Source organism: Actinoplanes hulinensis, from assembly GCF_019429605.1.
In the GTDB taxonomy this organism is placed as follows: domain Bacteria; phylum Actinomycetota; class Actinomycetes; order Mycobacteriales; family Micromonosporaceae; genus Actinoplanes; species Actinoplanes campanulatus.
Genome location: NZ_JAHXZI010000001.1, coordinates 273464 through 285471, shown reverse-complemented (window position 1 = coordinate 285471; position 12008 = coordinate 273464). Strand labels below are relative to the sequence as shown.

Genomic DNA, 12008 nt, shown 5'->3' with positions numbered 1-12008 from the left:
CTCGGATTATTGCGGTCGCTCTGAGACCTCGTCTCCAATTAGGGTTTCATCGGGAGATCCCTCTTGACGTGGTTTCAGAACCAGCTTGACCTTATGGGTTGCGGCGTTCGCATGTTCGATCGATCCCTTAAGGGTGACAACTTGCCAGATGCTCGCCCGTGCTTCTGCCTTCCCCGTAGTCGTGGCAACAACCTGAAATTCGACTTCGATCTGTTCCAGAGCGAAGCGGAGGTCTTCGCCCTTCGCGTTTTTGACGGCCGCAATAATTTCAGTGCGAAGTTCGCCAACTGCCTGCGAGAGAGGGATGTATGCCGGTTCCACCAAAATCTCCTTTTTAAGGTTTAGATAACTACTGATTTGTTAGGACGACCTCGCCCCTTATGTCCCGGTATCCGGTACCTATCTGCTCGCCCGTCCTGAGATAGTCTCGCCGGTCTTGGCGGCGAGCTTACTGCTTACAGCAAGGCGACTTTGCCGAGTTTGATCTCGCCATCAAGGCCTCGCGCGCGAGCGCGGCGCGGGTCGGCGGCGCTCGGCCTGCTGGCGTCCTCCGTCCGGCATCGGCCAGCGCGTCGACGAGCCTTCGGCCGGATCTCCCAGGTACGGCGACGAGTGTTCGATCTGCCCCTCCGTTCAATGCGGCTCGGTGCGAGACAGCACCTACGATGGGACTTGATGGACGCGAACCCAGGGCCGCCGGATGACGTGTTGTGGAGGCGGTACGAGGAATCAGTGCATGATCTACTCAAGCAGCTGGACCCCGGCGCGAAGATCGTCCATAACGAGAAAGTCAGAGGACGACTCAGCCAGACCGACAGACAGATCGATGTCTGGGTCGTCGGCACGGTCCTGGAAACGATCGAGGTTCACGTAGCGATCGAGTGCAAGCGCTACCGGCGGCCAGTGTCTATCGAAGTGGTTGACCAGTTCGTCGGCAAGCTACTTGACGTTGGCGCCGGTATCGGTGTTTTGTACTCCTACTCAGGTTTTACGAACAGCGCTGTCGCCCGTGCCGAGGCTGCTACGAACCCCAGGGTGCTGACAGTCGCTGTGCAGACTCCTGCCGTAGTCCTCCGGAACACGGGTGTGCCCGGGTATCCCGCATCTCTGCTGGTGCAAGCCGTTCCACCCCTGTGGGTGGAGGATCTTGCAGCAGACGGCTTCACGTCTTTTGTAGTCAGCGGTGAGTGGCCGCGATCGTGGCTTTGAGGAAGACAGCCCGATCGGACGCATCCGGCGGCGATCTTTAGCTTTTGGGATGGGGTGGCTATTCAGGCCACCGTCGACCCAGGCATAGCCGAACAGGCCGGTGCCGGGCGCCAGCGTCCAAAATCATCTCTATGAAGTGATCAGTGGCGGCACCGTTGCCTGTCTGCTTCCTGGGTCGTCGGCGGACGGATAGCGGTGAGGGAGGCTCTCTGCGCGTTCCCGTAGTCGCCCTTCTGCGACCGGATCTTGCCGGACTCGCTGGATCACAACGAGAACGGCCCCAATCAGCGTTCCATCGGTACCAGGGCCTCTCCTCTAGCTTGTGGCGGGTAGGAATCCGAACTTCTGTAGCTTTGCGACGGATTTACAGTTTGCTCCTGCGGTCGCGATGACCCGCAGGGTCAGGCTGGTCAGCGTTGCCGGCGGCCGCCGGGGTGTTGGCGAGGGCGAGCCGTACGTTGGCTACCTGTCCGCCGAGGTTCAAGTAGGCGGCCACTACCTCCACTTCAAGATCAAATGATGCCCCGGCCAATCGGCCGGGGCATCATTTCGTTTGTGAGCGTCGGCTGGGGAGAGTGAAGAGCGAATCGGTAGCTCCGTGAGGCCGGAACACCAGGCGCAAGGGCCTTCCGGGCGTCGTGCGATTCAGGCATATGGGCCTGGCGTCTGGGAAGTGGTCAGATTTGTCCGCGAGATCGACGAACGCGGACCCGCCGCACTGGTCCGGGCATTGGACGCCTGGTCGAGGCAGGTCCTCCGGAGCTTCGATCATCGAGGACTGGTTCCGACCCCTCTGACGGCGGCGGCCAGTCGATCACGTTAAGGCGCCCGGTTCCGATCCATCGTGCTTATCGATCGGCTCATCCCGCACCGGCCCTGCATCGTCACGTCCTGTGGTTGGTCACGGGGTTTGTGGGTCGTTGATGCTGCGGGGGTCTGGTGTTGGGGCTTGCTCTTGGTGCTGGGCCGGGCTGACGGCGGGGGGTGGGGGGTTCAGGGCCTTGCCTAGTTCGGCGGCCAGGGCTGTCAGCTCGGGGCCGGACAGGTTCTTCACCCGCTGGGCCTGCAGGTCCAACTTCGTGCCGTCGGCTCGGGTGATGGTGACCTGGGTGCTGCCTGTTCGGTGGCGTAGCCAGGCGATCACCAGGCCGGCGAAGGTGCCCAGGACGGTGGGGCCGAGGTCGATGATGATCATGGCGACCGACTGGCTGATGCCTCCGGCCTGCTGGCCGTCGCCGATGAGCTGAACGCGGCCCCGGAGTTGCGGCTGCTGATCGAGGAAGGCTGCCAGGGCGCCCTCTTGCCGGTCCGGATCGCGGTGGTCGCTTGCCCGCACGGTGATTCGCACCGCGTCGCCCCCTCGTGTCTGCGGAAAAACGGTGGATCGGGGCCGGCTGCCGTCCTGTCGGATGGTGGTCCGAAACGGGGAAGCACGAAGCGGCCCGGTTGCACAATACTCACTGCCATCACTATTCAAGAGCGTGATTCTCGGGGGGATCGGTGGCGGAGGAAACCCAGGACGGCGGCCAGATCAGCACCGCGACGACACCGCCGGTGACAGCCGTCCCGGACCGGCCCGTTCCGAGCGGTGAGATTGCGAGCCGGTTCACCGTCGGGCGCCCTGCGGAGTTCGTGAGTGTCACGTCGTGGCTCCGGGCCGGCATTCTGCGGAACGCGCGCGGTGTCGTCGCGGCGTTCATCGCGGCCTGGCTCTACGTGCCCGGTGCGCTGTTCGCGGCCGCGGTTTTCGCCGTTTTCAGTGGGATCGGGGCCTATTTCTACAGCGGGCTGCGCGGTGAGCGAACTCTTCCGGAATCGGCGCGGTCGGTGCCGTTTCTCGGCGACGCCATGGAGAACCTGCTGAACAAGTCCAGCGGTGTCCAGGCCGCGGTCCTCGCGGTGCTGCTCGGCGCGCTGATCGGTTTCCTGCTCGGGATGATCTGGGTATTCCTCGGGCCGTTCCAGGAGGGTGTCGTCGACGGGGTGGCGACCGTCGTGGGCGCGATCATCATCGGGTTCGTGGTCGGCCTGCTCTACACGCTCTATCGGGTGCTGTTCGAGCACCGCATCCTCGTCGTCACCGGGGCACGGCGGTTGAGCCGCCGGGAGGCCGACTTGCTGCTGCCGTTGGTCCGCAGTGCCGCGGATCGGCTAGGACTCCGGAACCACCCGGTGGTGCTGACCCACGACAGTGCCGAGGCGGCCGCCTACGCCCACACCCGGCACATCGTCATTCACAAGGGCATGATCGACAGCTTCATCCACACCCCCGATGCGATTGCCGCGACCATCGCCCACGAGCTCGTTCACTGGCGAAACGGCGACGCGATCTCCACTGCCTTCGTACGCGGTGTGGCTCTTCCGCTCTATGTCGTGCAGGCAGGCGGCGGATGGTTGCGTGACCGGACCCAGAACGGCTTCCTGCGATTCCTGATCTGGCTGGCGCTCTGGCCGGTCTTCATCACCGTGCAGTATTTCGTGGCGCCGATGCAGGCCTCGGATTCACGTCGGGCGGAGTTCCGTGCCGACGAGGGCGCCGTACTGGCCGGATACCGGGCCGGCATGCGGAAGGTTCTGAACCGGCTCCGTTCCTTCGAAGGCGGCCGCAACGGCTGGAACGCCGCCATCTGCGCCACCCACCCGGCCAACGAGCTGCGGCTGGAGGCCATCGAGGAACCGGGCAAGGACTACCCGCTGCCGGACGAGGACGCCCCGGCCTTCCCGTTCCCCGTCATCGTCACCGAACCCGGCGTCTGAACGGGTGGTGGATCGCATGGTCGTGACAGCCGCGTGCCCGCACTGCCGGACTGCCCTGCTGCCAGGATTCGACGAGTGTCTGCGCTGCGGACATCCGGTCGATGCCCCGGTGCAGGCCTGTACGGAGTGCGCGCACCTCAACACCGTGGTGGCCCGCTTCTGCTCGCACTGCGGGCATCGTCTGGGAACGTCGGCCGCCCCGCCGGAGTCACCGGGTGACCCCGCAGCCGCCGCAGCCGCCGCAGCGAACGAGATCTTCGTCAGTACCACGTCGCGGACTCCCCGGCCGCTGATCGTCGCGGCCGTCGTGCTCGGGGTGCTGTTTCTGGGTGTGTCCGCTGTCAAAGCCGTGCAGAGTGTCTTCTTCGACCCTGCGAACACCGTCGAGGCGTACTTCTCCGCGCTCGCTGACCGGGACGCCGCCGAGGTCATGAACACGCTCGTGCCGGGCGCCGCGGGCGAGGTCAGCCTGCTGACCTCCCAGGTGCTCGGTTCCTCCGGGTACGAGCCGCCCATCGACGTCAAGGTGCTGGAGTCGACCATGCCGGAAGGCGGTGCGGCCCCCTCCGAGGATCCCTATTACGACACCCCGGTGGAGATGGCGACGGTCCGTGTCGAGTTCAGGCTGGGCGGGGAACGTGCGGAGAAGATCTTCTACCTGCGACAGGATGAGGCGACCTCAGCGGGGATCTTCCAACGCTGGCGGATCATGAACGGGGTCGAGACCCTCGCCGTGTCCGCGCCGGGCATCGACATGGTCATCGTGGCGGGTACCACGCTGACGCCGGATCCCGAGCAGGGCTGGATCGGGCTGGGTGCCTATCCCGGGACGTACCGGGTCGGCCTCGCTGAGCATCCGCTGTGGTCGGCTGACGAGGTCGTCACACGGGTGGGCGGTCAGCCCGCACCGGAGGGCGGTGGCGAGGTCGTGGCGGTGCTCCAGCCGACCCTGAAGGAGAGCGCGCGCTCAGTCGTCGACGAGCGGATCCGCGCTTATCTGGACGGCTGTGCCAAGTCGACCACCACCAGCCCGCCCGGGTGTCCATTCTCCTCCTACAGCTGGCAGGAGGTACGGAACGCACGCTGGACGATCGACGAGTACCCGCAGCACATCCTGGTGGAGGAGGGCGGGAGCCTGCGCGTCCGCACCGAGGAGCCGGGCAAGGCGAGCGTCACCGGGACCGAGGTGCCGAGCTGGTCGGGCCAGACGTCCCCGTACAGCGACGATGTGACCTTCTATCTCACCGGAACGGTGTCGGCTGCCGGAGGCCAGATCTCGTTCGTACCCCAGTGAGATCGAGCCCGATGAGAATGGAGAACTGGATGCCGCCGATGGACGGGGTCTCTGACTCGCCGTCGGGCGGCGCTCGTGTGCTGGCTGGCTACGAGGTCAAAACGGCGGCGTAACTGGGCGCGCGTTCGCGACGCTGTCCGGCTCGCGTCGCTTCGTGAACCAACTTTGACGGTTCGGCTTACCCGCCGAGGAAGCTCCGCAGCGTTATCACCTGCTCGGCGAGGTTCAAGTAGGCGGTCAACACCTCCACTGGTCAGGTCCGGGGAGTCTCTGACTCCCCGGACTCAGGTCCTCAGCGCCTCGCCCGAGTCTCTTCCGCACTGCTGACACCCACTTGTTGTCAGTCGGGACGACGAGTGGGTGCCGGCTACGGGGTCGGGGACGATCAGGCAGCACAGGCCGAAGACCTGCAGTTCGCCGGGGCGCTGGCGACCCGGCTGAGCACGTCGGCGAGCAGCATCACGTTGAGGCGAGCAACATCGAGTACGGCAGGATCCACCGGTAGCCGGGCCCGCACAGGAACCGGGCTAGGTGCGGCAGGACCAGACCGATGAATACGATCGGCCCGCATGCGGCGATGGCGGCCTCGGCCAGCAGCGCCTCGACGTTGATCTTACGCTTCACAGCGTTTGCATAGGCCGGGCTGGGGTTCAGCCGGCCGGGACCACCGCACCAGCCCGGCGGCGGGCGACGATCCGGCGCCGGGACGACCCCCCCAGTGCCACATGGAGGGGTAGGTCGTACCATCGAAAAGGTTTTATGATCTTGAAGTGCCGGAGAACAACGAGGCGCTGGGCCGCCTGATCGCCAACGAGAACAGTGCCAGTGATCTGCTGGCGTTTCTGTTCGAGCGGGATCCGGCGCCGCTGGTCCGGGTGCTGGGGCTGCCGGACGGGGAGTACCGAGTCCGGCGTGAGGGCAAGGCCGCGCGGAGCCGGTTCGACCTGGTCGTGTTTCAGGGGAACCATCCGGTGGCGGTGCTCGAGTTGAAGGGCGCGTCGACCGAGCACGGAGATCAGCTCGACCGGTATCAGGCGTGGGCGGCGAAACATCAGGCGGCTCTCTTCTACTGCACTCTGGATCGTGGCGATGTGCCGCCGGATCCGTGGCGGGCGGTCGGGCTCGTCGAGCTCTACGGGGCCTGGCGCGACAGCACCGATCCGCACGCCGCCTGGCTCGGCGGGGAGATCGCCGGGCTGTTCGCGAGCTGGGACCAGCAGGCGGAGGGCGTCATCGGCGAGTCCCGGGGCTGGTATGTGCCCGACCTCGTCACCCGCCGTGTCGCGCTCGACCTCGATCGGGTACTGCGGAAGCGGGACGGACAGGCCGAGGCGACCCGCTCGAACCCCGGCAACCCGATGTTCCTGGCCTGGCGGCGGCACCCGAACGGCGACCCGGACGCGTGGATCGGTGTGGACGTGCGCTCCGAGGGCCGCAAGACCCCGGCGGCCCGGTGGCTGTTCCGGCCGTGTGTGCAGGTCGACGTGGGCGACGGGACCGCGGTCGAGGCCCGGCGGGAGGCGCACGACCTGGCCGTGGCGCTGCTGCCGGCCCTGGTGCTGCCGGCGATCCAGCGGATGCTCACCGAGCGGGGCCGGCCGGAGCTAGGCCAGGCGCTGTCCGCGAACGAGCACGGTGGCCTGGCCCGGCCCGCTGACGCCGACGTGCTGGACGAGTTCCGCAACGGCGACCTCAGCGGCTTGCATCCGGTGTTCCGCAACGACTGGAACCGGCGGCTCGCGACCCAGCTGACCCTGGACGTCACGAGGGTGGACCGGTTCCAGCTGGCCGATCTCACCCTCGCGGTGCTGGATCACCTGGTGGCGTCAGCCCGGGAGCTTGTCGCCGATGAGGGCTAGGCACTGGATGGCGGCCAGGCCGTACTGGGCCGAGGCGTTGGCGGAGAACCCGGCCCCTTGGCCGTTGTATCCGGAAGACACAAGCTTTCCGTGGAAGACATCTTCCGGTGGCCGGGGAGCCGAAAGTGGAAGACACAGGCCCGGAAGACACCGACTTTCTGACAGTTGGTTCCAGGCATTGCGGCCCCTTGTTCGCGGAAGGCGCGAACCGGGGGCCGTTTCGGTATTCCGCTCCGGGGGCCGAGCCCCGGAACCCCCGCATCACGGTGGGCGCGGCGGGTGGTGGCGTTGCGGTGACGCCGCATCGCGGTGGGCGAGTCAGACGGGTAGGACGGACACGTCGTATTTGTGGATGTGCGCGTCACGCGTGACCAGGGTCAGGTGTTCTACCTTGGCCTGAGCTATGAGCATCCGATCGAATGGGTCTCGGTGGATCAGCGGGAGCCGTCCGGCGACGATGCCGTGTTCGACGGTGATGTTCAGGTGCCGGAAGCCGCTGTCGCGGATGCGCTCAGCGAGATCGGCCGGCTTCTCCAGCTTGCCGAGCGACTGCTTGATCGCTACTTCCCAGATCGTTGCCGGGCTGATGTAGACGTCCGGTTCATGATCGAGCCGTTCCTTGATCTCGGCGGCAAGCGTGGAGTCGTCAGTGAGCCACCACAGCACGACGTGAGTGTCGAGGAGCAGGCTCATGCGAGGCCGAAATCCCGTGCGATCGACTCGTTCACCTCGGCGGAGTCCCAGTCGTCCGCTACGACGAGTTGACCGGCGAGGGAGCCTCTGCCGACCCTGTCAACCCTGCGATTGAGCGGGATCACCTTGGCGACGGGTGTGCCGGCCCGGCTGATGATGATCTCTTCGCCGTGCTCGACGCGGTCGATGATCCGCGAGAGGTTCGTTTTCGCGTCGTGGATATTGAACTGCGCGGCTGCTTCAGGCATGACGGCCTCCTTAGCTAAGAGGTTAGCCCGGCCTTGGAGTGCTCGGTGGGGTCCAGTCGGTTATCTGTCGACGGCCGTCCGCAGCTGTTCGACCCGCTCGCCGAGGTTCAAGTAAGCGGTCATCAGCTCCACTGAAAGATCATCGGCCGCCCTGCCATCGCCTAGGTGGGGCGGCCGATGTCGTTGCTTGACCGTTCTACCGCAGGAAGTCGGAGACCTGTTCCAGGTACAGCTCTACCGCTTCGCGGAGGTTCGCCAGGGCCTCGTCCAGTGACTCGCCTTGACTGGCCACGTCGAGTTCCAGGCAGCGGGCAACGAACCAGTCGTCTTCCTGGTGAACCGCGGCTGTCAGTGTTCGCGTCATTGCTGTCTCCCGCAGGTTGCGCCCGGCATCCTCATCCCAGGCGATTGTCAACGATGGTCGGCTGCCCGAACGCGTCTCGTAACCGCCGCCGTTATACGGCCAGGATGTCGACGTCGTACTTCTGGATCTCGGCGGCGCGGGTCAATAAGGTCAAATGCTCTACCTTGGCCTGGGCGATGAGCATCCGATCGAACGGGTCTCGGTGGATGAGCGGAGGCCGTCCCGCGACGATGCCGTGCTCGGCGCCGGGTGCCGGGTGATACTGGCCGCCTTGTCAGATCCGCTCCGCGGAGCCGTGCCGCAGGTGGCAGAACGTCCGCGCGGGCGTGTTTCCCGGATACCGGCACACCACACGCCGAGTTCCATGAATGGGCGGTCGCGGCGTGGAGGGGCCAGGCTTCCGAGTAATCGCTGCTCTTTCGAGCCCATCGGGCGAGGGCATGGGTAGGCTCGGCGGAGCGATCCGGGCGGTGTGCCAGTATGAGCCACCGGGTCATTTATAAGATCACCGGACTGTCCGCGTAGCCGACAATCGTCCTGATGTTCATCTTTCCGAAGGTGATTGCGGGCCGGCGGCGACAGATTGACGTGGATCTGCAGGCGCCGAATCGGGCGTAGCGGTCACGTTTGCCGTTTTCACCTAACTGCGCGGGGCCACTGCATTCGTGGCGGGACGGCAGAGTGTCCAGCAATTCCGCAATTTCCAACGCATATAGTGAATGGGAGGATCCCATGTTCAGGTTGGGGCGGATGATGGCGGCCGCGGTCGCCGGAGTGTCGCTGATCGTGCCGCTGATGCCCTCGACGGCGCTGGCGCTGGCGCGGCTGGTGGACCCCGCCGTCACGCTGGAGGTCAAGGCTGTCAAAGGCAGCGGTTGCCTGCACGATTCGAGCGTCACCACCGACGTGCCGGACAAGACGGCGTTCTCCGTGAGTTTCAGCCAGTTCAAGGCGACTGGGCCTGGCTTCAAGAACTGCAATGTCCAGATCAAAGTCGGTATTCCTGCGGGCTGGACGTATTCGGTGTACGAGGCTTTCAATCGGGGCTATGCCGTTCTCGATAGAGGCGCGTCCGGCCGAATTATGATGAACTCGTGGTTCACCGGTTTCCCGTGGACCCTGCGCGCGGACCAGACGTTCAAGGGGCCGTACGACGACTTCTGGCAGACGGACAGCGCCGCCAATTCGCTGATCTTCGCCCCCTGTGGCGCGTCGGCCAACTTGATTCTCAACACCACGCTGCGGGTCGCCGGGCCCGAGACGAGTTCGATGGAATTGTTCGCTCAGGACGTCCGAGTATCGACCAAATTCCTTCTGAAGTGGAAGGAATGCTGATTCCGGAAACACCACTGTTAAAAGGAGTTCTCATGTTCCGTACGAAGAAGAAGGCGGCGGCAATCCTCGCGGGGGCGCTGCTCGGGCCGCTTCTCCCGGCGGCGGCTCAGGCGGCGCCGACACCGGCGCCGGTGATCACCCTCAAGGTCCTGGGTGCCTTCGGCAGCGGCTGCCCCGCGGGCACCACCTCCGCTCAGTCCACCGCGGACAACACCGCGTTCAGTCTGTCCTACAGCGCGTTCCGCGTGTACGGCAACGACTACAAGAACTGCAAGGTGTCGATCCGGGTGTCCGTACCCCAGGGCTGGACCTATGCGATCACCTCGGTGATCAACCGGGTGACGCCTGACCTGGGCGCGCAGTCGTCGGCCAGGTTGCAGATGAACTCGTGGTTCACCGGAAGCCCGTGGAACGCGTCGGCCGACAATTCGATCAGCGGCCCGGATACCAACCTCTGGACCACGACCAGCGCCGCCCACAACCTCATCTACGCGCCGTGCAATGACTCGCTCGACCTGAACGTCAACAACACGCTGCGGGTGAAGGGGAAGACCTCGAGTTCCGCCGAGCTCATCGACACCGACTCGAAGGCGTCGACGATCTTCAACCTGTCCTGGAAGCAGTGCTGACATGCGAACACCGACCGGCCGGCGACGGGGCTCCCCGTGGCCGGCCGGCCACTCGCCGCCAAGGTCTCCGTTGTGGATGGTGAGCCGTGAAACAACCGAGGGGTTCCCGTGTTCGGATTGAAGATCATCGTGATGGCGCTCGTCGGCACTTCCCTGCTCGTGCCGGCGGCCTCGGCAAGTCCCTTACCACCGCGGACACAACCGCAACTCACCGTGAAGCTGCTCAACGCGAACGGTAGCGGCTGTCGCCGCAGCGCCACCACCAAGCCGCCCGTCGATGCGTTGGTGCTGCCGTCCGGGGCGGTCACGGTGCGGTATCGCGGTTTTTCGGTCTCGGGCAACGACTACAAGAGCTGTGTCCTCTTCGTGAGCGTGGCGGCTCCGGCCGGGTGGACCTATCTGATTCCCTCGGTGGCCAATCAGGCCACCGTCACTCTCGACGGGGCCGCGACCGCGACCCTTTCGACTGCTATGTGGTTCACCGGCATCGAGTGGACCGTAATCGGCACCAGGAAGGTGGCGGGCCCGCGAACCGGTACTTGGAACACCAGCGTTGTCCCACACCAGGCGGCGTGGGCCCCGTGCGGCACCTCGGTGAACCTGTCCATCGCTGAGACGATGCGCGTCGCCGGAGGCTCGGCGAGCACCGCCGGCCTGGTGGCGACGACCTTCGGATCCCCGAAGTGGCGGCGATGCTGAGCCGAGGACCGGGTGCGTCAGGTTCGCCGAGAAACAGAGCGGCCCGCGAATTGCGGGCCGCTCTCGTCATCTCTAGTAGGAGCCGGCGTCCTGGAAGTGGTTCCAGGCGCCGCATGGGGAGTCGTAGCGGCCCTTGACGTAGCCGAGGCCCCACTTGATCTGGGTGGCCGGGTTGATTTTCCAGTCGTCGGCGATCGAGGACATCTTGCTGCCCGGGTAGGCCTGCGGGATGCCGTAGGCGCCCGACGACGGGTTGGTGGCCCGGTAGTTCCAGCCGCTCTCGTGGTCCCACAGCTTGTTCAGGCAGGAGAATTCGCTGAACTCGAAGCCCGCCTCGATCATCAGGGCGCAGCCGACCTCGCGGCTGCCGCTGAGGCTCCGGCACGCCGCCGGGATCGTGCCGGTGTAGGGCACCGGGCCCACCTCGGCGGCCCGCTTGGCGGCGGCAGCCTTCTCCGCCTCCACCTTCTTCCGGGCGGTCTCCAGCGCCCGGGCGTCGGCGACGGCGGTCTTCACCACGGCGCTCGCCTTCTGCTCGGCGAGTCGTTTCGCCTCGTCGCGGACGGCCCGCGCCGCGGCGTGCTGCCGCTCGCGCTCGGCCAGCAGGCGCTGGGTCTCGGCAGCGCCGGCGGCGTTCGGGCCGGAGTCCGGTCGCTGTGCCAGATGGACGCCACCGGCCAGGGCGGCCAGCAGCAGTGCCGCCGCGGCGGCGCGCGCGCCGACGGTTCGGATGATGTGCGGTCGAGTCACCGGGGGTCCCCTTCGACGGCCGTGGGTCGTCGCTGTGCGTGAAATCCGACGGATCATACGCCCCCGCTCCCCGCTCGCGCGGCTCCTGGGACGGCCCTGGTGCGGTCACGGCCGAAGATAAATACTGGTCGATGCTTAGGGTGCTCCCCACACCGAAGCGTCCCCGTTCCC

Annotated in this window: 14 protein-coding genes and 1 pseudogene; 7 read left to right on the top strand and 8 right to left on the bottom strand. The window is 65.9% G+C overall.

Annotation, left to right across the window (positions count from 1 at the left end; all coding sequences use genetic code 11):
• Positions 1-6 precede the first annotated feature (6 nt).
• Positions 7-321 (bottom strand): trypco2 family protein, encoded by a 315-nt coding sequence (locus KZ829_RS01395; RefSeq protein ID WP_220142050.1) that lies wholly within the window; start codon positions 319-321, stop codon positions 7-9.
• Between the two features lie 354 nt (positions 322-675).
• On the opposite strand from KZ829_RS01395, the gene KZ829_RS01390 reads away from it, so the two are divergent.
• The gene (locus tag KZ829_RS01390) at positions 676-1209 is read left to right on the top strand and encodes a restriction endonuclease (RefSeq protein ID WP_220142049.1); all 534 of its coding nucleotides are present in this window, start codon (positions 676-678) and stop codon (positions 1207-1209) included.
• Positions 1210-2110: 901 nt separating this feature from the next.
• Here the strand turns inward: KZ829_RS01390 and KZ829_RS01385 are convergent.
• Positions 2111-2557, bottom strand: a complete 447-nt coding sequence (locus KZ829_RS01385) for an effector-associated constant component EACC1 (RefSeq protein ID WP_220142048.1) — start codon at positions 2555-2557, stop codon at positions 2111-2113.
• Positions 2558-2709: 152 nt separating this feature from the next.
• Between KZ829_RS01385 and KZ829_RS01380 the strand changes: the two genes are divergently transcribed.
• Complete coding sequence (locus KZ829_RS01380) at positions 2710-3966, top strand: M48 family metalloprotease (RefSeq protein ID WP_220142047.1); 1257 nt, start codon at positions 2710-2712, stop codon at positions 3964-3966.
• 16 nt (positions 3967-3982) lie between these two features.
• Entirely contained in the window at positions 3983-5260 is a 1278-nt protein-coding gene (locus tag KZ829_RS01375) for a zinc ribbon domain-containing protein (protein WP_220142046.1), read from the top strand.
• Between the two features lie 459 nt (positions 5261-5719).
• Here KZ829_RS01375 and KZ829_RS44770 read toward each other — a convergent pair whose 3' ends face one another.
• Positions 5720-5884, bottom strand: coding sequence for an iron chelate uptake ABC transporter family permease subunit (locus KZ829_RS44770; protein WP_372453817.1), 165 nt, complete (start codon positions 5882-5884; stop codon positions 5720-5722).
• Positions 5885-6030: 146 nt separating this feature from the next.
• On the opposite strand from KZ829_RS44770, the gene KZ829_RS01365 reads away from it, so the two are divergent.
• A complete protein-coding gene (locus KZ829_RS01365) occupies positions 6031-7119 on the top strand; it encodes a PDDEXK-like family protein (RefSeq protein ID WP_220142045.1) in 1089 nt (362 codons plus the stop codon).
• Between the two features lie 318 nt (positions 7120-7437).
• Here KZ829_RS01365 and KZ829_RS01360 read toward each other — a convergent pair whose 3' ends face one another.
• The 4 genes and pseudogenes from KZ829_RS01360 to KZ829_RS44370 all read right to left on the bottom strand — a co-directional run.
• Positions 7438-7812, bottom strand: coding sequence for a type II toxin-antitoxin system VapC family toxin (locus KZ829_RS01360; protein ID WP_220142044.1), 375 nt, complete (start codon positions 7810-7812; stop codon positions 7438-7440).
• A complete protein-coding gene (locus KZ829_RS01355) occupies positions 7809-8060 on the bottom strand; it encodes a type II toxin-antitoxin system Phd/YefM family antitoxin (RefSeq protein WP_220142043.1) in 252 nt (83 codons plus the stop codon). Before KZ829_RS01355 ends, KZ829_RS01360 begins: the two co-directional genes overlap by 4 nt.
• A 196-nt stretch (positions 8061-8256) precedes the next feature.
• A complete protein-coding gene (locus KZ829_RS01350) occupies positions 8257-8424 on the bottom strand; it encodes a type II toxin-antitoxin system HicB family antitoxin (RefSeq protein ID WP_220142042.1) in 168 nt (55 codons plus the stop codon).
• Between the two features lie 91 nt (positions 8425-8515).
• Positions 8516-8662 (bottom strand): annotated as a pseudogene (locus tag KZ829_RS44370) (PIN domain-containing protein); the annotation flags it as partial.
• A gap of 494 nt (positions 8663-9156) precedes the next feature.
• On the opposite strand from KZ829_RS44370, the gene KZ829_RS01345 reads away from it, so the two are divergent.
• The 3 genes from KZ829_RS01345 (at position 9157) to KZ829_RS01335 (ending at position 11087) form a co-directional block, all read left to right on the top strand.
• Positions 9157-9759, top strand: coding sequence for a DUF4360 domain-containing protein (locus tag KZ829_RS01345; RefSeq protein WP_220142041.1), 603 nt, complete (start codon positions 9157-9159; stop codon positions 9757-9759).
• A gap of 32 nt (positions 9760-9791) precedes the next feature.
• On the top strand, positions 9792-10388 hold the full coding sequence (locus KZ829_RS01340; protein WP_220142040.1) for a DUF4360 domain-containing protein: 597 nt from the start codon (positions 9792-9794) through the stop codon (positions 10386-10388).
• A gap of 108 nt (positions 10389-10496) precedes the next feature.
• Positions 10497-11087 (top strand): DUF4360 domain-containing protein, encoded by a 591-nt coding sequence (locus KZ829_RS01335; RefSeq protein ID WP_220142039.1) that lies wholly within the window; start codon positions 10497-10499, stop codon positions 11085-11087.
• A 72-nt stretch (positions 11088-11159) separates the two neighbouring features.
• Here the strand turns inward: KZ829_RS01335 and KZ829_RS01330 are convergent, their stop codons facing one another.
• The gene (locus KZ829_RS01330) at positions 11160-11837 is read right to left on the bottom strand and encodes an aggregation-promoting factor C-terminal-like domain-containing protein (protein ID WP_308285295.1); all 678 of its coding nucleotides are present in this window, start codon (positions 11835-11837) and stop codon (positions 11160-11162) included.
• Positions 11838-12008: the final 171 nt, after the last annotated feature.

Bases quoted from the DNA above. Each gene is read 5' to 3' on its own strand.
- KZ829_RS01345 (WP_220142041.1), top strand. From the start codon at position 9,157: ATGTTCAGGTTGGGGCGGATGATGGCGGCCGCGGTCGCCGGAGTGTCG.
- KZ829_RS01340 (WP_220142040.1), top strand. From the start codon at position 9,792: ATGTTCCGTACGAAGAAGAAGGCGGCGGCAATCCTCGCGGGGGCGCTG.
- KZ829_RS01390 (WP_220142049.1), top strand. From the start codon at position 676: ATGGACGCGAACCCAGGGCCGCCGGATGACGTGTTGTGGAGGCGGTAC.
- KZ829_RS01360 (WP_220142044.1), bottom strand. From the start codon at position 7,812: ATGAGCCTGCTCCTCGACACTCACGTCGTGCTGTGGTGGCTCACTGAC.
- KZ829_RS01355 (WP_220142043.1), bottom strand. From the start codon at position 8,060: ATGCCTGAAGCAGCCGCGCAGTTCAATATCCACGACGCGAAAACGAAC.
- KZ829_RS01350 (WP_220142042.1), bottom strand. From the start codon at position 8,424: ATGACGCGAACACTGACAGCCGCGGTTCACCAGGAAGACGACTGGTTC.
- KZ829_RS01375 (WP_220142046.1), top strand. From the start codon at position 3,983: ATGGTCGTGACAGCCGCGTGCCCGCACTGCCGGACTGCCCTGCTGCCA.